Raw genomic sequence first — 20,586 nt, forward strand, 5'->3', positions numbered from 1 at the left:
CTTAGTATTTAAAGAAACCTTCCTTGGTTTTACGACCAAGTTTATTAGCTTCAACCATTTTTTCAACAATGGAGCAGGACGATATTTCGGATCACCAAATCCATTATTCAACACTCCCATAATAGCCAAGCAAACATCCAAACCAATTAAATCTGCTAAAGCCAAAGGACCAATCGGATGATTAGCTCCTAGCTTCATCGCTTCATCAATTTCTTCAGCTGATGCTACTCCTTCTCCAAGAATGAAAATCGCTTCATTAATCATCGGAATCAACACTCGATTTACAACAAAACCATAAGAATCTCTAACATCAACTGCTGTTTTACCGATTTTTTCAGTCAATTCGCGAACAGTTTTGACTACTTCTTCTGATGTTTGAAGTGCTTTGATTACTTCGACCAATTTCATGACAGGAGTAGGATTAAAGAAATACATACCAATAACTCGTTCTTGATGCACTGTTGCTGCTGCAATGTCAGTGATTGACAAAGATGATGTATTGGACGCTAAAATTGTTTCTGGTGTTGTTAATTCATCTAATTGTTTAAAAATACTCAACTTAATGTCTCGGTTTTCAGTAGCTGCTTCAATAACTAACTGAACATTTTTTGCATCTTCGTATGAGGTTGAGGGAATCACCTTACTCAAAACACTGTTTTTATCAGCTTCTGACAGACGACCTTTCTCAACAGAGCGTGTTAATTGCTTGGTGATATTTCCAATCCCTCTTTCAACAAATTCGTCTTTAATATCATTCAAATACACCGTAAAGCCTGATTGGGCAAAGACTTGTGCAATACCGCTTCCCATCTGACCTGATCCAATGATCATCACTTTTGAAATATTCAATTTTCTCTCCTATCTAATATTAACATTATAAAGTTTAAAATGAAAGAATAGGAACGATTGAATGATGAATACTCTTCAACCGTTCCTGCTTTGTCATTATACAAATGCACCTAAGCCAGTAATTTCACGACCAACAATCAAAGCGTTGACTTCATGAGAACCTTCATAAGTGTAAACAGCCTCAGCGTCTGCAAAGAAACGTGCAACATCGGTTTCAAGAGTAATTCCATCCCCTCCGCCTACTTCACGAGCAAGGGCAACAGTTTCGCGCATAACGAGTGAATTATGCATTTTAGCAAGGGCAGAATTTAACATTAATTCATTGCCAGCTTCTTGCATTTCAGCAAGACGAACTGAGTAAGCAATAGCTGCCACAGCGTTCGCTTGCATTCTAGCCAATTTTTCTTGAATGATTTGGAATTTAGCAACTGGACGTTTAAATTGTTGACGGTTTGTAGTATATTTTAATGCTGCAACAAATGAACCACAAGTTATTCCCATAGCGATATGAGCAACATCAGCACGAGTAAATGTAAGAATACGAGCTACATCTTCAAAACCATTGATGTTTACCAAACGATCTGAGTCTGGAACTTCAACATTTGTCATTGTGATATGACCATTTCGAACACAACGAAGTGCAATTTTATGTTGAATAACTTCTACATCGTAACCAGGAGCTCCTTTGCGAACGATAAAGCATTTAATTTTGCCATCTGCAACGTCACGAGCAAACACTGGAATAACATCAGCTGTATCTGAACCACCAATCCAACGTTTTTCACCGTTAATAATCCACTTGTCTCCTACACGTTCAGCAGTTGTTGCAAGCCCACCTGCAATGTCTGAACCAGAAAGTGGTTCTGTCAAAGCAAAACATCCTTGCCAATCAAATGCTGCTAATTTAGGAAGAAATTCTTTTTGTTGGCGTTCATCACCACCGAGTAAAATTGTGTTATAGCAAAGTCCACCATGCACAGTATAGAATGTAGCCATTGATGTATCAAAGCGAGCCAATTCCAAGTAAAGGAATGCGATATAAAGTTCTGATGGTTTGTAGCTGCCTTCACGTCCCTCAAACAATTTAGGATTGTTCATAATTTGCGCGCCTTTGGCAACTGCGTAAAATTGTTCAAATGGAAAATCAGGTTTTTCCCAATGTTCATTGATCACAGGACGAAGATGTTTTTCAATCAAACGACGAGTTTCTTGTAAGACTTCTGCTTCTCCTAGTGTCAAACCGTCTGCATAGTGAAAAAGATCTTCAGGATATAATTCACGTAAAATTTCTTCTTTAGTTGCCATAGTATGGACTCCTTTATAATAAAGTTATAAGAGCGCTTTCATTTCAAGACTCAGTATTTGTTGACGCTTACATTTTATATCAGATATGATCTTGTGTCTACTTAAGAAAAATTAATCGTCCCATAAGTTTCTATTATACATATTGATTTTACTGACTTTTCAAAGGATAAAGACAAGATTTTACAAATAAAATTTTTGCAAAATCTAAAAATTTATTTGTAAAAATAATTGAATTTCTAAAAATATTTTCTCTAATTTCAAAGAAATTCTTTTCCCCAATCCTCCAGAGCAAAATGCAAGCATTTGCAAAATGAATATGTTACAATGCTTATAAAAACGGAGGAAAAATCATGTTAACATACGATTTAATTGTTATTGGTTTTGGTAAAGCTGGCAAAACATTAGCAGCAAAAATGGCAACCCAAGGAAAAAAGGTTGCTTTAATTGAACGCAGCAAAGCTATGTACGGTGGTACTTGTATCAATATCGCTTGTATTCCAACCAAAACCTTATTAGTCGCCGCAGAAAAAGGACTATCATTTGAAGAAGTAATGGCTGAGAAAAACGCAGTTATTAGCCGACTTAATGGGAAAAATTATGCAGCCATTAGTAGTGTTGGAGTAGATATTATTGATGCAGAAGCTCATTTTCTGTCTAACAAAATAATTGAGATTGTAGCAGGCGACGAAAAGCAAGAGCTAACAGCTGAAAATATCGTCATAAATACGGGCGCTGTCTCAAATGTTTTACCAATTTCAGGACTTACTACAGCAAAAAATGTTTATGATTCAACAGGCATTCAAAATCTTGCTACATTACCTAAGCGTCTTGGTATTCTCGGTGGTGGAAATATCGGTCTTGAATTTGCCGGACTTTTCAATAAGCTAGGAAGCAAGGTTACTGTCCTTGACGCTGCTGATACTTTTTTGCCACGTGTAGAGCCCTCAATTGCCACTTTGGCTAAACAATATATGACGGAAGACGGTATTGAAATTCTTCAAAATATTTACACTCAAGAAGTGAAAAATGATGGTGAAGAGGTGCTTGTCATTGCTAAAAACGAAACATTTCGCTTTGACGCTTTGCTTTATGCTACCGGTCGTAAACCAAATATTGAACCATTAAAACTTGAAAATACAGACATCCAAGTTACAGACCGCGGTGCTATCCAAGTAGATAAGCATTGCCAAACAACTGTTCCTGGCGTTTTTGCTGTTGGTGATGTCAACGGTGGACTACAATTTACTTATGTTTCGCTAGATGATTTTCGTGTCGTTTTCAATTACTTATCTGGTGATGGCTCCTACACACTTGAAAATCGCAAACATGTACCAACTACTATGTTCATCACTCCTCCACTGGCACAAATTGGTTTGACAGAAGCTCAAGCTAAAGAACAAGGCCTGCCTTATGCAACCAAAGAAATTCCAGTTGCAACCATGCCACGCGGACATGTCAATGCGGATCTTAGAGGGACGTTTAAAGCAGTTGTAAACACAGAAACTAAAGAAATTCTTGGCGCTACTATCTTCTCACAAGGTGCTCAAGAAATCATTAACATTCTAACTGTAGCTATGGACAATAAGATTCCTTATACTTATTTCACAAAACAAATCTTTACTCATCCAACTCTAGCTGAAAATCTTAATGATTTATTTGCGATTTAGTCACGACTTCTGCACTTTGACAAAAATATTGTCATAAACCATTTTGATTTCATTCGACAAAAAAACAAAAGTGGGATAGGGCTGAAAACTAAAAATTTTTAGCCCGTTCTCTCACTCTTGCAAAGCTTGCTCAAGTATCGCGTGACTATTTATTTCCATCATAAAAACGAGGCTGGGATATTATCGTCCCCACCTCGTTTTTATTATAGCTGCATTTGATTATACGTTTTACTAAATGCATTTAGAATTTCTTTTGGTGCGTCTTTATAAGAAGTTTCTCCTTCCAGCATTCCTTTAACAATCGTTCGTGATGTAGCCGCAGCATCTTCACAAGTCACCAAAGTCACTTCATTGACACCTTCGCGGTCATTAATCACATCTACTCTATCAGGTGCTACATTCTCAACTGAAGTAATGGAGTAAGTATAAATTTTTTCCTTATCTGTCAGATAAATTTTCATTCCGGCTTTAGCACGATCTAAAGGAGAAAAGAGCATATTGCTTGCACCTGTAATCCCAAATACATGGTGGCTAGCCAATGCGTAATTCCCTTTCCCCATTTGCTGCGTTTCTTTCATCGTGCCTGCGCCATAATAAAGACCCACATTGTCTAAGCCCTTGAAAATCGGCAAATTCATCGAAAGTTCAGGAATAGCAATTCCACCAATAACTGGTAATTGCTGTGCTTTCCATTGCGCGTTAATCACATCTTCGGTAGACAGCGATTTAACTTTATCGAAATTAAAGCTGGTTTTGGCTTTTTTGTTTCGATTGATTTTATCTTTGGAGACATTGCTCACTTGATACCGATTGGTATGCCAAACCATGATCATATTTCGAATAGAAGAGTTGAAAATAAGTGCAAGTGCAACAATGATTAACAATGTCGCAATAATGTTAATCAGAATATTTTTTCTTTTATTATGTTTTTTTCTTGTTGATGACATAACATTTCCTTTTATCTAATTTATTCTTCATCCTCTTCTTTTTCGCTATCCGCTGCAACGCTTGTAAAAGTGACAATCTGCGCTCCCTTATCTAGTCGCATTACTTTAACACCCAAAGTTGCACGTCCTGTTTGAGAAATATTGGCAACATTTGTCCGAATAATGACCCCTGTATTTGTGATAATCATCAAATCTTCATCACCATTCACAGCCATCAAACCTGCTAATGGACCATTTTTCTCAGTAATATTAGCTGTTTTCATCCCTTTTCCGCCACGTCCTTTCGTAGCGTATTCACTAGCTAAAGTACGCTTGCCATATCCTTTTTCAGTGATGACTAACACTTCTTGATCATTCGAAATGACACTTGCTCCTACAACATGGTCACCCGCACGCAAATTCACTCCGCGCACGCCGGTTGCAGCCCGTCCCATATTTCGGACTTGGTTTTCATTAAAACGTACAGCATAACCCATTTTTGTTCCAATAATGATATCTGCTTGACCATTTGTCAAAAAGACATTGATGAGTTCATCCTCATCTTTTAAATTCAGAGCTTTCAGACCGTTTTGACGAATATTAGCAAACTCTGTTACGCTTGTCCGTTTCACAACACCATAGCGCGTTGTAAAGAAAAGGTAGGAATTATTATCATGCTCGGCTTGAACGTTGATAATCGTTTGGATTGTTTCGCCTTCGTCCAATTTCAATAAATTAACAATCGGCAAACCTTTCGCTGTACGACCGTATTCAGGAATTTCATAGCCTTTCAAACGATAAACGCGACCTTTATTGGTAAAGAAGAGTAAGCGATCATGTGTGCTGGTAGAAACTAATTCACGGACAAAATCGTCATCCTTTACACCTGTTCCTTGAATACCACGACCACCACGTCTTTGCGCAGTGAATTCATCTTGGTTCAACCGTTTGATGTAACCCTTATTGGAAAGTGTAATCAAAACATCTGCTTCCTCGATGAGATCTTCATCTTCCAGAGCCAGTACTTCACCAACCATTAGTTCTGTACGACGTTCGTCAGAAAACTTACGTTTAATCTCTTCTAATTCTTCCTTGATAATCGCAACAACTCGTTCTGGTTTAGCTAAAATATCTGCTAAATCTGCTATCAATTTCATCAAGTCGTCATATTCAGATTGAATCTTATCCCGTTCCAATCCCGTTAAACGGCGAAGACGCATATCCAGAATCGCCTGACTTTGACGTTCGGATAATTCATAGCGTGCCATCAACTCTGCTTGCGCTTCTGCATCTGTCTCGCTGTTTCGGATGATGCGAATCACTTCATCAATGTGATCTAGTGCAATCAGCAAACCAGCTAAAATATGTGCACGAGCTTCCGCCTTTTCCTTATCAAAAACTGTCCGGCGTGTAACCACTTCTTTTTGGTGTTCAATATAAGCAAGCAAAATCTCGCGTAAAGACAAAATCTTTGGCACTCCATTTTGAATCGCCAGCATATTGAAGCTAAAATTCGTCTGCATTTGCGTTAATTTGAATAAATTGTTCAAGATAACATGCGCACTTGCATCCCGCTTCACTTCAATGATAAAACGAACCCCTTCACGGTTAGATTCGTCACGAACCGCTGTAATTCCGTCAATACGCTTTTCTTGGACTAACCGCACAATATGTTCGTGAACTTTGGTTTTATTGACCATATACGGAAATTCAGTAACCACAATTCGTTCACGACCAGATTTTGTTTCTTCGATTTCCGTCCGAGCACGTAGAACAATGGAACCTTTCCCAGTTTCATAAGCGCGATGAATGCCTGATTTCCCCATAACCAAAGCGCCTGTCGGGAAGTCTGGACCAGGCAACACTTCCATAAGGTCATGTGTTGTTACATCTGGATTGTCCATGACTAATTTTACAGCATCAATGGTCTCACTAAGATTGTGAGGAGGAATGTTTGTTGCCATTCCCACAGCAATACCTGTCGCCCCATTGACCAGCAAATTAGGAAAACGTGACGGTAAAACTAATGGCTCACGCTCACTGCTATCATAGTTATCTGCAAAATCAACTGTATTTTTGTTGATATCGCGTAACATTTCAAGCGATATTTTGCTCATCCGAGCTTCTGTATACCGTTGTGCCGCAGGACCGTCTCCGTCCATAGAACCAAAGTTTCCGTGACCATCTACTAACATGTGACGGCAAGACCACCATTGCGCCATCCGCACCATTGCTTCATAGATAGAAGAGTCTCCATGTGGATGGTATTTACCCATGACATCACCCGTGATACGAGCAGATTTCTTATGTGGTTTGTCAGGAGTTACCCCCAGCTCATTCATTCCATACAATATTCTACGGTGAACAGGCTTTAAGCCGTCTCGAACATCTGGAAGAGCACGAGCAACAATGACACTCATGGCATAATCGATGAAACTCGTCTTCATTTCGCTTGTTAAATTCACATTTACTAAATTATTATCCTGCATTAAAAAATGCCTCTCTTCATTTATATGACCATATCATTATAACATAAATTGGGATTTTTTTCAGTAAACACCTCTTATTATAAAAACGTTTACATAAGATGATATGTATTATATTCGTGACAAAATGTTACAAAAGTGATAGAATGGATGTGTAAAGGGAAAATGTTCCCCAATAAAATAAAGGAGATGTTTAGCAAAATGACTCTTACTAAACAACATAAAAAAGTCATCCTTGTTGGTGACGGTGCTGTAGGTTCTTCTTACGCATTTGCTCTTGTAAACCAAGGAATCGCCCAAGAACTTGGTATTGTTGATATTTTCAAAGAAAAAACAGAAGGGGATGCTGAAGACCTTAGCCATGCCTTGGCTTTCACTTCACCTAAGAAAATTTATTCAGCAGAATATGCTGATGCACACGATGCAGATCTTGTCGTTTTGACTGCTGGTGCACCACAAAAACCAGGTGAAACTCGTCTTCAATTGGTTGAAAAAAACCTTCGTATCAACAAAGATGTTGTTACTAAAATTGTTGCTTCAGGATTCAACGGTATCTTCCTTGTAGCTGCTAACCCAGTTGACATTTTGACTTATTCAACTTGGAAATTCTCTGGATTCCCTAAAGAACGTGTCATTGGTTCAGGTACTTCTCTTGACTCAGCACGTTTCCGTCAAGCACTTGCTGAAAAATTAGATGTAGATGCTCGCTCTGTCCATGCTTACATCATGGGAGAACATGGTGATTCAGAATTCGCTGTTTGGTCACATGCCAACGTTGCAGGTGTCAACCTTGAAAATTATCTTCAAGACGTAGAAAACTTCAATGCTGCTGAATTAGTTGACTTGTTTGAAGGTGTCCGTGATGCTGCATACTCAATCATCAATAAAAAAGGTGCAACTTTCTATGGTATCGCAGTTGCCTTAGCTCGTATCACAAAAGCTATCCTTGATGACGAAAATTCAGTTCTTCCACTTTCAGTATTCCAAGAAGGTCAATATCCTGGCGTTACAGATTGCTACATTGGACAACCAGCTATTGTTGGCGCACATGGTATCGTACGTCCAGTAAATATCCCGTTGAATGACGCTGAAAAACAAAAAATGCAAGCTTCTGCTAAACAATTAAAAGACATCATCAATGATGCCTTCTCCAAAGAAGAATTTGCTTCAGCAGCTAAAAACTAAAGAATTTCCTTTCTTACTCCTTGTTTTATCAAGGAGTTTTTTCATATCTAAAATGGATACGATAAAGTCATAATGCCGTGCAAATCAGCTTTATCGTACCCATTTATTTTATATAATCTTACTTTATCAAACATATTTATCAATTTATTTCAATATATCTTTTAAATAAGGAACAATCTTTTCATCCTTCATATCTGGCAGCGCCCGAATCCAGCGAAACGCTGTGTGCTCTTCCAAATCAAGTTTAACCTCTCTATATTCCAGCAATTTTGCCTTGTACACTAGACGCGTAAAAACGATGCCCTTTGTATCATCATAACAGCTATCCTCATGAAGAATCGAACTTAATTGTATCTTTTGATTAACTTCTTCCATTGTTTCACGCACAGCTCCTTCTCGTGGTAATTCGTCTTCTTCCACGCTACCTCCTGGAATGTCCCAATATTCTGGGTACATATTTGGCAAACCACGTTTTATTTTACTTCGTTTGATGAGCAGATATTTTCCATCTTTTTCAATTAGAGCATGAGCAATCAATTTCACAGGCATTGGTAATCTCCCTTGTAAAAATAAAAAATCTTGCATATAACAAGATTTATAAGCAGATAACAATTATCCACCCTGAGGGAATCGAACCCCCATCTCAAGAACCGGAATCTTACGTGATATCCATTACACTAAGGGTGGCAACTATTATAGTATACACAAAAAATGAAAAAATAACAAGTAAAAAAGGACTGAAAACATAATTCCAATCCCTTTATTTTGCTTATAATTCAATGTCACCAAACAAGTCAGCCATTGAGAATCCAGTTTGAGTTTCTGGAAGTTCAAAGTCACGTTTTTCTTGGCGTTTTTGACGACGAGGACGTGATTGACGTTTTTCTTTTTGGCTGTCTTCTTGAGCCGGACGTTCTTCAAGAGCTTTGATAGAAAGTGATACGCGTTCTGCATCAGCATTTACATCAAGAACTTTTACGGTTACTTCTTGACCAACTTTAAGCACATCTTTTGGATTTTCAACGCGCTTGTGTGAAATTTGTGAAATATGGACAAGTCCGTCAATACCTGGCAATACTTCAACAAAAGCACCGAAATCTGTCAAACGTTTAACTGTACCTTCAATCACATCACCAGCAGCTAATTTTTGTTCAACACCGTCCCATGGTCCAGGTGTTGTAGCTTTAAGAGAAAGTGATACGCGTCCTTCTTCTTCGTTCAAATCAAGAACTTTTACTTCAATTTCATCGCCAACTGATACAACAGATTTTGGTGAAACGTTGCGTTCGTGTGACAATTCAGTTAAGTGAACAAGTCCGTCAACACCACCAAGGTCAATAAAAGCACCAAAGCTTGTGATACGTGCAACTTTACCAGTCACGATGTCACCAACAGCTAATTTGCTAAATACTTCAGCACGTGCTGCTGCAGCTTTTTCTTCTACTACTTCACGGCGTGAAAGAATGAAACGATTTTCTTTTGGATCCACTTCTTTAATTTTTGCTTCAAATTCTTGGCCAACAAAACGTTCAGTGTTACGAACGAAACGAGTATCTAGCATTGAAGCAGGGATAAATCCACAAAGTCCTTCAAATTCTACTGAAAGACCGCCTTTAACAGCACGAGTACCTTTTACAGTAACAACTTCTTCTTCACGTCCAACCAACTTGTCCCATGCCTTGCGAGCTTCTAAACGTTTTTTAGATACAAGGTAAGTAACTGTATCAGTATCTTTACCAACTACTTGACGAAGAACAAGCAATTCAAGTGTTTCACCTGGTTTTACAAGATCGTTAATGTCAGCTTCACGATCATTTGTCAATTCACGAAGGGTCAACACACCTTCTACACCAGTTCCAGCGATTGCAACATTAGCTTGGTTCGCATCAACAGTCAATACTTCAGCAGTAACGACATCGCCTGGCTCGACTTGGCTAACACTATTTAGCAAATCTTCAAATTCATTCATCTAAAAAAATCCTCCAACAATCAAGCATTTCTCGCTTGACATACTTATAATATTTTTCCTAAGCACCGCAATGACATTGAACTATCTTTAACGTTTCTCACCCTATAAAGAAATAAAATACCCTAAGATATTTTACCATTTATCTGATATATTACCTAAGAACTGGGGTAGCTGGATTCGAACCAACGCATGAGGGAGTCAAAGTCCCTTGCCTTACCGCTTGGCTATACCCCAAAAAGAACGTGGTCATACCATTAAAAACTAAGTACGCTCATGGAGAGGGAGGGATTCGAACCCCCGAACCCGAAGGAGCGGATTTACAGTCCGCCGCGTTTAGCCTCTTCGCTACCTCTCCTGTATAATCAACAGTATTCATTATACCATTGATGAAAAGAAAATACAAGCATTTATTTACTCAAATTATAGGTTTCAATCAATTTTTCCACGGCATTTTCAAGTTTTTTATAAAAACTATCAACATTTTCATTTTTTATGATAGCAAATTGCCCGTCTAACTCAGCAATTTGACCAATGACTTTTTTTCCAATTGATAGAACATAACCTTCGTACTGGTCAGTTCCTACTTTGACTTGGCTATCTGCCAATTGGATTTCAATCTTTTTATCTTTTTTACTCATCATATACCTCTTTCAAGTCTCTATTTTACAAAAAAATAGGAAAACTAGCAAGTGCTACGTGAAAATAAAAGCTACCTCAATCGAGAGATAGCTTCAAAAATTTTTAAACTTTTACAATCCAACCTTCTGGTGCTTCAACATCACCAAATTGAATACCGGTTAATTCATTATAAAGTTTTCGAGTCACAGGTCCAACTTCTGTTTCACTGTAAAAGACATGGAAATCTTCACCATGCTGAATACCACCAATTGGAGAGATGACCGCTGCTGTACCGCAAGCCCCTGCTTCAGCAAAACGATCCAAATCATCAATTGGTACATCTCCTTCGATAGCTTTCAAGCCCAAACGATGTTCTGCTAGGTATAGAAGAGAATATTTTGTGATAGAAGGAAGGATAGATGGGCTGTACGGCGTTACAAATTCGTTGTCTTTGGTAATTCCAAAGAAGTTTGCAGATCCCACTTCTTCAATCTTCGTATGAGTGGCAGGGTCTAGATAAATGACATCAGAAAATTTCTTTTCATGCGCCATTTGTCCTGGAAGCAAGCTTGCTGCGTAGTTACCGCCGACTTTAGCAGCACCTGTTCCATAAGGAGCAGCACGGTCATACTTGTCAGAAACGATAAAGTTTGTTGGAGTCAAGCCCCCTTTAAAGTAATTTCCAACCGGCATGGCAAATACGGTGAAAATGTATTCATCTGCTGGTTTAACACCGATGATGTCACCAACACCTAGCAATAGCGGACGAATATAAAGGGTTCCTCCCGTTCCGTACGGCGGAACGTATTCTTCATTTGCACGAACCACTTGCTTCACAGCATCTACAAACATATCAGTCGGAACTTGCGGCATCAAGAGACGGTCTGAGGTGCGTTGCAGACGTTTTGCATTTTGATCTGGACGAAATAGTTGTACACTTCCGTCTTTCGTGCGATAGGCTTTCATTCCCTCAAAAGCTTGTTGCCCATAATGAAGACAAGGAGAAGATTCAGACATGTGCAGAGTTGCATCTTCAGTCAATCCTCCTTTTTCCCACTGACCATTTTTATAATAAGCAAGATAACGATAAGGCAATTTCATATAGGAAAAGCCAAGATTTTCCCAATCAAGATTTACTGACATAACATTCTCCTTTTTAATTTTATGATTTTTATTTTACACTATTTTTAGATATTTTCAATTGTTTTTTGCAAAATTCTGAAAATTTTTTAATTTCAGTTTATACCTGAACAAAAAATCAGCCGCTTGGACTGATTTTCAATTATTTAATATTCGCAGAGAACACTTCTTCATCAGAAATAGTATCAGAGATAAAGCTACCGTTGCTGGTTCTTTCAGACAAACCGAGGTTAGCAAGATTCACTTGGTAAGTCGTTCCTTTGTTAGAAACAATAGAAAGAATCTGCTCTTCTTCTGCTGTTGGATGATCTGAACTAAAGAGGTCTAGTTCTGCAGGTTGCTCTCCAAAGACAGGACCTGCTTGGAAAATACGATGTGGCTTGGACTTCAGCTCGCGCAACACTTGCAAACCACGATTTGCTCGGCTCGTCACAGGAATATCTGCAACTGCCATTCGCTTGAGCGCTCCGCGCTGGGTCAAGATATAAAGTGAATCAGTATTGGCAATAAAAGCCGCTGCTAAGACATCATCTTTTTTGAGATTGATAGCTTTGACACCTGCTGCTTTAGCACCCACAACTGGCACTTCTTCAATATTAAACCGCAAGGCATAACCGTTCTTGGTCACTAGCATAACATCATCTAGCTTGATTGGAGAAAGTGTGATAATTTGGTCGTCTTCATTTTTTAATTTAGCAAATTTAACAGACTTGGACTTATAGGTGCGCCAAGGACTGAATTCTTTTCGCTCTACTCGCTTGATTTGTCCTAGTTTTGTTACCGCAAAATAAGTTCCTTCGTCAAAATTATCAACTAATTCTGTATAAAGTACTTCTTCATTCGTCTCAAAATTGGTAATGGTCTGGCTGAGGTGTTCCCCGATTTCTTTCCAGCGAATGTCTGCCAATTCATGTACCGGTCGATAGATGACATTTCCAAGATTGGTAAAAATCAAAAGGTGCTGAGTGGTTTTCGCCGAGCTGACAAAAATCAGACGGTCGTCCTCGCGCTTGCCGACCTCGTCAACCGTTGATGAATTGAAAGAACGTGGACTGGTGCGTTTGAGGTAGCCACCACGAGTGACGCTGACAAAAGTTTCTTCTTCTACAATCAGACTAGCCGTATCAATTTCAATGGCATTAGCCGTATCTTGCAATTCACTAAGACGAGGATTGCCAAATTTCTTTTTGACCTCGCGGAGTTCGCGCTTCATCAGATTGTACATGGTCCGCTCCTCGCCGATAATGGCAGAAAGCATGGCAATTTTTTCGCGTAATTCCGCCTGCTCTTCCTCCAGAATTACCACGTCTGTATTGGTCAAACGATAAAGTTGGAGAGTGACGATAGCCTCTGCCTGCTCCTCGGTGAAATCATAGCTGACTTTGAGGTTTTCCTTAGCATCCGATTTATTTTCCGATGCACGAATGAGCGCAATCACTTCATCCAAGATAGAAATTACTCGAATCAAGCCTTCCACGATATGCAGGCGCTTCTCTGCTTTCGCTTTGTCAAAACGACTACGCGCCAGAATAATCTCTTTTCGGTGGGCGATGTAACTAGTCAGAATCGGCACAATCCCTACCAAACGCGGTGTAAAATGATCAATCGCCACCATGTTAAAATTGTAATTGACCTGCAAATCCGTATATTTAAAGAGATAATTCAAAATCAGCTCGGTATTGGCATCCTTTTTCAGCTCAATGGCAATACGAAGCCCGTCACGGTCAGACTCATCCCGTACTTCCGCAATACCAGCTACCTTATTATTGACCCGAACATCATCAATCTTCTTGACCAGAACAGCTTTGTTAATGTCATAAGGAATTTCAGTGACAACAATCTGCTCTTTGCCACCCTTGAGCTTTTCAATCTCCGTCCGAGAACGCACGACAACGCGCCCCTTTCCAGTCTCATAGGCTTTCTTAATCTCATCACGCCCTTGCACAATGGCTCCCGTTGGGAAGTCAGGCCCTGGCAGAAACTCCATGAGTTTGTCAACCTTGGATTTGGGGTGGTCAATCATATAAACCACCGCATCGATGACTTCAGCCAGATTGTGAGGCGGAATGTCCGTCGCATACCCAGCAGAAATCCCCGTCGCCCCATTTACCAAAAGATTTGGAAAGGCAGCAGGCAATACGGTCGGTTCTTTTTCCGTATCGTCAAAGTTCCAAGCAAAAGGCACAGTGTCCTTTTCGATGTCTTGGAGCAAGTAGCCCGCAATCTCAGACAAACGAGCTTCGGTGTACCGCATAGCGGCTGGCGGATCGCCGTCCATAGAACCGTTATTTCCGTGCATTTCCACTAAAATTTCACGGTTCTTCCAGTCCTGAGACATGCGCACCATGGCGTCGTAAATGGAGCTGTCACCATGCGGGTGGAAATTCCCCATGATATTTCCGACAGACTTGGCCGACTTGCGGTAGCCCTTGTCAAAGGTGTTGCCGTCTTTGTTCATCGAATAAAGAATCCGACGCTGCACGGGCTTGAGTCCGTCACGAATATCGGGTAAAGCCCGCTCTTGAATGATGTATTTGGAGTAGCGCCCAAAACGCTCTCCCATGATGTCCTCTAAGGACATGTTTTGAATGTTACTCATAAGATACAAAGGGACGTTTCGGCTTGCCGAAAATTTCTGTAGAAAAATAGGAAATCGATGCAGGGTTCGATGAACTCCAATCGATTTATCTTTTTTTCTAAGTCTTAGTCCCATGTTCAGTTGCTATACAACCAAACTATCCTTTCTGTATTTTTCTTTTTTAATGCTTCCTGATGTAAGAGGCATCTCTTATGAATGAGCAAAGTGGATTATCACTTTCTTAGATTCAGTTTTTCTTTAGTGTACTGAATCATTTTTTCTGCAGTTTCTTTATCATAAGGAAAACCAGTCTTGAGAGAGAAAACCTGAGCTTCTTTGTGAAAAAATTGCTGCGTAGACAGTAAAGACTGGATGAGGCTTTCTTTATCAGAAAAATCAAGCAAAGTGGCAAATTCTTCTTCCTTCTCAGCGGGCAAATACTGAAACAGATACTTGTAGTTTTTGCCGACATCAATCACTCCCTTTTCTTCTGCCACTTGCCAAGCCAATAACTTCAGCAATTCTTTCTGACAGATACCATAGAGATGATCCACCGCATACACAAATTGCTGACGCTGAATCCCCTTGACAACATAGGCTGAAACCCACCAGAATTCATTGCACGATTTTGCAAAATCATCTGCACTCGCTGGTTTTGTCCAATAACGTTTGGAACTAGGTGTATAGGGCTGAAAGAGTCCCTGGGGGTCATCCAGCACCGTGAAATCTGCTTCGCTATCCACCCATTCTTTGATATGCTCCTTGGGGCAAAGGGTCAGATCTATCCGATTGCCATCTTCAAAGAGCATGAGATAGAGGCGGCGATGGTCAAGTATATTATGCTGCTCGATGATGCGCTTGCCAAACGCTTCTAACCAAGCAAGGTCGGTTACCCAAGCTGCCAAATCATCTACAATGTAAACCACATCATAGTCTTGAAACTCATCCTTGGGAGCATTCGGATTTGTCCGCGAGCCAGATAGAGCGACTGAATCCGCTTGTATGACTTTTGCAGTTCGTAAAATCAAATCCAACATTTCTCTTTCAGTTCTCATGGCAGTACCTACCTTTTTGCTAGATCGCTTCTTTCACTTTCTTAACCACTTTGCGTTTTTTGTAGCGGCTGCGAATGGTATTGAGGTGGTCGCGAAGATCTGCATAGTGGCTTCTTTCTGGGTAGGCATAGGTCATGATAGCGGTGAAATCCAGCAAGAAATCGTAAATTTCTTGTAGCTGAATGCGAAGTTGCTTGCTTTGGCTAGGCACTTTGCCTTTTAACTCGGTCAAGCGCTCCTTATAGGCTTCTTCAAACCGCTTTTGCGCAGTCACCAAGCTTTCCACATGAGCTTCCAAGTGCAGTTTTGCTAGTGCTGTTTGATAGGTTGATTTCTTCAACTCTTGGAGCAGGTGGTTGATGCCCTCTGTCTCTTTTTCATAGTTGGCAGCCGCAATCCCTGCGTAATTTTTCAGCAAGCCCGTCAAGGTGTCGTAGGCTTCTTTGGTCGCAGTCTCCTTGACCCGTGAAAATGCCCGCACCAAAGCAGTCAGCGTCCCCAAAGCATCGTCTCGCTCGCGGTCGGCTTGGTCCAAACTGGTCACCAAACGACTAGCTTTCGTCTGATGAAGCCCCTCCTGAAACTTAGCCAAATGCTGGCTCATCTCTTCCAGCTTGCTCGTATAAATACTTTCAACCTTGTGCGCCTTGTTAAAAGCAGCAATCGCCTCTTTCGACTCGGTCATGAGCTGGGAAAATTCATTGTTCTCCAAATTGCGTACCGTTAAACTAATAACTCCATATTCTTTTGTCATAAACTCCTCTTTCTTCGTGTGTTTTTTAGTTTTTTGCTTTAAAATTGCTCAGAACACATGTAAATGTTCGTCTTTTGCTCCAAAAATTCAAATCACACATGTGTGATTTGGTTTTTTACTGTTAGAAAAGAAATTCTTCATGTGAAATTTCTTGTTTTAGGGGTAAGGAAGGTGATTTCTTGTGGGGAAATAATATGTTGGAATTATTGCTGTTTTCCACTTTTTTCAAATCCTAAATAAGTAGAAAAACCTAGCATATAAATAGCCATAGAAATTGCTAAATCTTTAGACTCAAGATCCTCTTTTTCGGCATTTAGAATAATTTCTTCAAATACGATGTCTCTAGGTACAGTAGAACTTCCAAGTTTAGAAACAACATTTTCTATTACTTCTGGTAAAACCATACACAATTGATAAAAGGCATCATCTTGACCCGTTACTAAAGCATAAAACTGGTCAAGGCTTACTCGTCTAATTAACTTATGCCCCATTTTCTTGCCATCAACTTTAGGCTCCCACTTAATATTTTGAGATTTCTTAGCAATAGCTTCAACTAAAAAACAAGCACAATTATCATCTTGCAACAGTTGATTCTGCATTTTGATAAATGTTTTACCAGATGATGCCGAATTCATTGTATTGTGTTTATTTTTCATTTCAACATAAATTTTGCTAACCTTGGAGTTCTCTGGTAAAACAATACCATTTGGATTTTCATAAATAACATCCCATCCACCTTCATGACCATTATCTGGTACAGAGCAATTGTTTATATACTGAAAAATTCTTTGATGAAAATAGCCAATATCATTATTATTTGATTTATCACGCTGACGAAAAATTTCGCTTTTTATAATTTCATCCCATGAATTATGATAAACAGTTTTATCAAAGATTAATTTAATTGGATCAATAATATTTTTATTGAATCGCTTTAAGTCAAAGGACTTTAATTTTTCCCCATATTTTTCAATGGTTGCCTGAACATGATTATAAAAATCTTCTTCACTAATAAAATCTAATTTCCAAGTCATAACATTTCTAAACTTTCTTTTATTTGCATGCCTACTTCATAGGCAAGATTTACAGGAACTGCATTTCCCACTTGTTTATATTGATTTCCAATACTACCTTGAAATTTCCAGTCATCAGGAAAACTTTGAATTCGTGCGTTTTCCCTAACCGTAAATGGTCGAGCTTCTAGTGGATGACAACGTTCAGTCTGTTTTTGAGTCGGAGAAGTTAAGACTGTTAAAGACGGCTCATCCAAGCTCATCCGACGTAAAATACCAGTTCTTCCGCCGCCCATATCCCAAGTAGACTTCATATATTTTTTTGCAATATCCTCAGGAATATCTCTCCAATATCCACCAGGGGGAACCAACTCAAAAATCTTTTTCTTATAATCTGAATATTGCACCCCAATACTTGGTGGACAGTCTAACAAAATATCTCTCAATACAGGCTTGTAATCATGTGGAGCTGGATAGTCAAAAGAGATTTTATCAATTAAATCATTTCTTATCCCAACCATAATCATTCTCTCACGTTTTTGAGCAACTCCATAATCCCAAGCATTTAATACTTTCCACTGAACAGTATAACCTTCTGCTTCAAATATCTCCATAATAGTTCTAAATGTTTTTCCTTTGTCATGAGTTACTAGTCCTCTTACATTTTCAAATAGAAACATTTTTGGTTGTAATTTATCCAAAAATACTGCGTAATGATAAAACAAAGTGCCTCGAGCATCTTCTAAGCCCAATCGATTTCCTGCATAAGAAAACGACTGGCATGGGGCACCGCCACTAAGTAAATCTAGTTCTCCTTTTTTAATATTAAATAAATCTTCTAAATTTAACGGTGAAATTTTTTCAATATCTTCATGTAAAACATTCCAATTAGGTCTATTATACTTCAAAGTATCGGAAGCGGCTTTATCAAGTTCAATCAATCCAATTGATTCAAAGCCAGCTTTTTCTATTCCTAATGCCAAACCTCCAGCACCTGCAAACAATTCAATAACTTTCATTAAACATATCCTCTCATTATCAAAACACTCCACTCTCCTCTAGCGTAAACTTAACATTATCTTCAATCCATTTACGGCGGGGTGGGACTTTGTCGCCCATGAGGACATTGACGCGGCGCTCGGCACGAGCCAAGTCGTCAATGGTAACGCGAATGAGGGTGCGGTTTTCAGGGTTCATGGTGGTTTCCCAGAGCTGGTCGGCGTTCATTTCTCCAAGCCCTTTGTAACGCTGCAGCATGGCACCTTTGCCAAATTTCTTACGCAGGTCTTCTAGCTCGCCGTCCGTCCAAGCATACTCGACAACCTCGTTCTTGCCTTTGCCTTTGGACATTTTATAGAGCGGAGGCAGGGCGATATAGACATGCCCCGCTTCTACGAGTGGGCGCATGTAGCGGTAAAAGAAGGTCAGCAAGAGCGCCTGGATATGGGCACCGTCCGTATCCGCATCGGTCATGATGATAATCTTGTCGTAGTTGGCATCTTCTAGGGAGAAGTCCGATCCGACACCTGCACCAATGGTGTAAATCATAGTGTTGATTTCTTCGTTTTTGAGAATGTCTGCCATTTTAGCTTTGGCGGTATTGATAACCTTACCGCGCAGAGGCAGAATCGCCTGAAACTTGCGGTCGCGTCCTTGCTTGGCAGAGCCACCCGCTGAATCTCCTTCGACCAGATAGAGTTCGTTTTTGGCTGGATTTTTAGATTGAGCTGGCGTTAGTTTTCCAGATAAAAGCCCCTTGTCTTTCTTGTTCTTCTTGCCACTTCGGCTTTCATCTCTCGCCTTGCGGGCTGCCTCGCGCGCATCTCTCGCCTTAATCGCCTTGCGGATGAGATTAGATGCCAATTCTCCATTTTCCAAGAGGAAGAAAGTCAACTTGTCTGACACAATCGAATCCACCGCAGGACGAGCAAGCGGACTGCCCAGCTTGTCCTTGGTCTGCCCTTCAAATTGCAAATGCTCTTCTGGCACTAAGATAGAAAGAACAGCCGCTAAGCCCTCACGGTAGTCAGAGCCTTCCAGATTTTTGTCCTTTTCTTTCAGCAAACCAGTCTTTCTTGCATAGTCATTCATGACCTTGGTAATAGCTGATTTAAGCCCCGTCTCGTGCGTTCCGCCGTCCTTGGTGCGGACGTTATTTACAAACGATAGGATATTGTCTGAGTAACCGTCATTGTACTGGAGAGCCACTTCTACTTGAAAACCGCCCTCTTCTCCTTCAAAATAAAGAACTGGTGTCAAAGTTTCCTTGTCCTCGTTCAAGTAGCTGACAAAGTCTTGCACCCCATTTTCATAATGAAAATCAACAGACGCGCCAGTTCGCTCATCTGTCAGAGAAAGGTGAACATTTTTCAAAAGAAAGGCTGATTCATTGAGCCGCTCCGAAATGGTATTGTATTTGAAATCTGTCGTTGAAAAAATGGTGTCGTCAGGCATAAAGGTCACTTTTGTGCCCGTTTTTGACTTGGGAGCCTTGCCAATCTTTTCCAGACTGGTAACAGGTTTTCCACCTTGCTCAAATCGTTGCCGATAAACCGTTCCGTCACGTGTGATTTCAACTTCCAGCCAGCTAGACAGCGCATTGACCACAGAAGAACCCACACCGTGCAGCCCCCCAGAGGTCTTGTAACCACCCTGACCGAATTTACCTCCGGCGTGGAGCACCGTAAAGATAACTTCTACTGTCGGGATTCCCATAGCGTGCATACCAACCGGCATTCCCCGACCGTGGTCTGCCACAGTCAAACTCCCGTCTTTATGAATGGTCACGTCAATCTTATCACCAAAGCCAGACAGAGCCTCGTCAACTGCATTGTCCACAATTTCCCAGACCAAATGGTGAAGCCCAGTTGCATCTGTTGATCCAATATACATACCAGGACGTTTACGAACCGCGTCCAATCCTTCTAATACTTGAATGGCATCATCATTGTAATTGTTAATATTGATTTCCTTTTTTGCCACAAGGAACCTCCTGAATCATTCATCCTTTCTATCTTACAAGTTTTTAGTGAATTTTGCAA

Annotated in this window: 15 protein-coding genes, 3 tRNA genes and 1 pseudogene; 2 read left to right on the top strand and 17 right to left on the bottom strand. The window is 40.0% G+C overall.

From position 1 onward, the window contains the following. Position 1: 1 nt before the first annotated feature. Positions 2–849, bottom strand: a pseudogene (locus tag ANG_RS05615) (3-hydroxybutyryl-CoA dehydrogenase). Positions 850–945: 96 nt separating this feature from the next. Beyond that, positions 946–2,154 (bottom strand): acyl-CoA dehydrogenase FadE, encoded by a 1,209-nt coding sequence (gene fadE / locus ANG_RS05620; protein WP_003029666.1) that lies wholly within the window; start codon positions 2,152–2,154, stop codon positions 946–948. Between the two features lie 350 nt (positions 2,155–2,504). Between fadE and ANG_RS05625 the strand changes: the two genes are divergently transcribed. Next, positions 2,505–3,821: an FAD-containing oxidoreductase gene (locus ANG_RS05625; protein WP_003036866.1), complete on the top strand. Its 1,317-nt coding sequence runs from the start codon at positions 2,505–2,507 to the stop codon at positions 3,819–3,821. 203 nt (positions 3,822–4,024) lie between these two features. Here ANG_RS05625 and ANG_RS05630 read toward each other — a convergent pair whose 3' ends face one another. Together ANG_RS05630 and gyrA are read right to left on the bottom strand one after the other, a co-directional pair. Next, positions 4,025–4,768 carry a class A sortase gene (locus ANG_RS05630; protein WP_003036757.1) on the bottom strand — a complete coding sequence of 248 codons (744 nt, stop codon included), beginning with the start codon at positions 4,766–4,768 and terminating at the stop codon, positions 4,025–4,027. Between the two features lie 20 nt (positions 4,769–4,788). Further along, a complete protein-coding gene (gyrA, locus tag ANG_RS05635; protein ID WP_003036858.1) occupies positions 4,789–7,236 on the bottom strand; it encodes a DNA gyrase subunit A in 2,448 nt (815 codons plus the stop codon). A 198-nt stretch (positions 7,237–7,434) separates the two neighbouring features. Here gyrA and ANG_RS05640 point away from each other — a divergent pair, with 198 nt between their 5' ends. Further along, positions 7,435–8,418, top strand: coding sequence for an L-lactate dehydrogenase (locus ANG_RS05640; protein ID WP_003024429.1), 984 nt, complete (start codon positions 7,435–7,437; stop codon positions 8,416–8,418). Positions 8,419–8,562: 144 nt separating this feature from the next. Here ANG_RS05640 and ANG_RS05645 read toward each other — a convergent pair whose 3' ends face one another. The 13 genes from ANG_RS05645 to parE form a co-directional block, all read right to left on the bottom strand. After that, a complete protein-coding gene (locus ANG_RS05645) occupies positions 8,563–8,967 on the bottom strand; it encodes an NUDIX hydrolase (RefSeq protein ID WP_003036752.1) in 405 nt (134 codons plus the stop codon). Positions 8,968–9,033: 66 nt separating this feature from the next. Then, positions 9,034–9,105 (bottom strand) — tRNA-Arg (locus ANG_RS05650). Between the two features lie 82 nt (positions 9,106–9,187). Continuing rightward, positions 9,188–10,387, bottom strand: a complete 1,200-nt coding sequence (gene rpsA / locus ANG_RS05655; RefSeq protein ID WP_003036730.1) for a 30S ribosomal protein S1 — start codon at positions 10,385–10,387, stop codon at positions 9,188–9,190. Between the two features lie 162 nt (positions 10,388–10,549). Beyond that, positions 10,550–10,621, bottom strand: a tRNA-Gln gene (locus ANG_RS05660). Positions 10,622–10,661: 40 nt separating this feature from the next. Then, a tRNA-Tyr gene (locus ANG_RS05665) sits at positions 10,662–10,742 on the bottom strand. Positions 10,743–10,794: 52 nt separating this feature from the next. Beyond that, positions 10,795–11,025: a DUF2969 domain-containing protein gene (locus ANG_RS05670; RefSeq protein WP_003036652.1), complete on the bottom strand. Its 231-nt coding sequence runs from the start codon at positions 11,023–11,025 to the stop codon at positions 10,795–10,797. A gap of 103 nt (positions 11,026–11,128) precedes the next feature. Beyond that, positions 11,129–12,166, bottom strand: a complete 1,038-nt coding sequence (locus ANG_RS05675) for a branched-chain amino acid aminotransferase (protein ID WP_080671905.1) — start codon at positions 12,164–12,166, stop codon at positions 11,129–11,131. Positions 12,167–12,287: 121 nt separating this feature from the next. Next, positions 12,288–14,744 carry a DNA topoisomerase IV subunit A gene (gene parC / locus ANG_RS05680; RefSeq protein ID WP_020999613.1) on the bottom strand — a complete coding sequence of 819 codons (2,457 nt, stop codon included), beginning with the start codon at positions 14,742–14,744 and terminating at the stop codon, positions 12,288–12,290. A 212-nt stretch (positions 14,745–14,956) separates the two neighbouring features. Next, entirely contained in the window at positions 14,957–15,778 is an 822-nt protein-coding gene (locus ANG_RS05685; RefSeq protein WP_003036775.1) for an aminoglycoside 6-adenylyltransferase, read from the bottom strand. 19 nt (positions 15,779–15,797) lie between these two features. Next, entirely contained in the window at positions 15,798–16,532 is a 735-nt protein-coding gene (locus tag ANG_RS05690; RefSeq protein WP_003036754.1) for a DUF6261 family protein, read from the bottom strand. A gap of 203 nt (positions 16,533–16,735) precedes the next feature. Continuing rightward, the gene (locus tag ANG_RS05695; protein WP_003036660.1) at positions 16,736–17,566 is read right to left on the bottom strand and encodes an Eco47II family restriction endonuclease; all 831 of its coding nucleotides are present in this window, start codon (positions 17,564–17,566) and stop codon (positions 16,736–16,738) included. Beyond that, entirely contained in the window at positions 17,563–18,564 is a 1,002-nt protein-coding gene (locus ANG_RS05700; RefSeq protein ID WP_003036647.1) for a DNA cytosine methyltransferase, read from the bottom strand. The genes ANG_RS05695 and ANG_RS05700 overlap by 4 nt, the downstream gene beginning before the upstream one ends. A gap of 19 nt (positions 18,565–18,583) precedes the next feature. Continuing rightward, positions 18,584–20,527 carry a DNA topoisomerase IV subunit B gene (gene parE / locus ANG_RS05705; protein WP_020999614.1) on the bottom strand — a complete coding sequence of 648 codons (1,944 nt, stop codon included), beginning with the start codon at positions 20,525–20,527 and terminating at the stop codon, positions 18,584–18,586. Positions 20,528–20,586: the final 59 nt, after the last annotated feature.

The organism is Streptococcus anginosus subsp. whileyi MAS624, assembly GCF_000478925.1.
GTDB lineage: Bacteria > Bacillota > Bacilli > Lactobacillales > Streptococcaceae > Streptococcus > Streptococcus whileyi.

Coding starts and splice junctions, on each gene's coding strand:
- fadE (WP_003029666.1), bottom strand. CDS start 2,154: ATGGCAACTAAAGAAGAAATTTTACGTGAATTATATCCTGAAGATCTT.
- ANG_RS05625 (WP_003036866.1), top strand. CDS start 2,505: ATGTTAACATACGATTTAATTGTTATTGGTTTTGGTAAAGCTGGCAAA.
- ANG_RS05630 (WP_003036757.1), bottom strand. CDS start 4,768: ATGTCATCAACAAGAAAAAAACATAATAAAAGAAAAAATATTCTGATT.
- gyrA (WP_003036858.1), bottom strand. CDS start 7,236: ATGCAGGATAATAATTTAGTAAATGTGAATTTAACAAGCGAAATGAAG.
- ANG_RS05640 (WP_003024429.1), top strand. CDS start 7,435: ATGACTCTTACTAAACAACATAAAAAAGTCATCCTTGTTGGTGACGGT.
- ANG_RS05645 (WP_003036752.1), bottom strand. CDS start 8,967: ATGCCTGTGAAATTGATTGCTCATGCTCTAATTGAAAAAGATGGAAAA.
- rpsA (WP_003036730.1), bottom strand. CDS start 10,387: ATGAATGAATTTGAAGATTTGCTAAATAGTGTTAGCCAAGTCGAGCCA.
- ANG_RS05670 (WP_003036652.1), bottom strand. CDS start 11,025: ATGAGTAAAAAAGATAAAAAGATTGAAATCCAATTGGCAGATAGCCAA.
- parC (WP_020999613.1), bottom strand. CDS start 14,744: ATGAGTAACATTCAAAACATGTCCTTAGAGGACATCATGGGAGAGCGT.
- ANG_RS05685 (WP_003036775.1), bottom strand. CDS start 15,778: ATGAGAACTGAAAGAGAAATGTTGGATTTGATTTTACGAACTGCAAAA.
- ANG_RS05690 (WP_003036754.1), bottom strand. CDS start 16,532: ATGACAAAAGAATATGGAGTTATTAGTTTAACGGTACGCAATTTGGAG.
- ANG_RS05695 (WP_003036660.1), bottom strand. CDS start 17,566: ATGACTTGGAAATTAGATTTTATTAGTGAAGAAGATTTTTATAATCAT.
- ANG_RS05700 (WP_003036647.1), bottom strand. CDS start 18,564: ATGAAAGTTATTGAATTGTTTGCAGGTGCTGGAGGTTTGGCATTAGGA.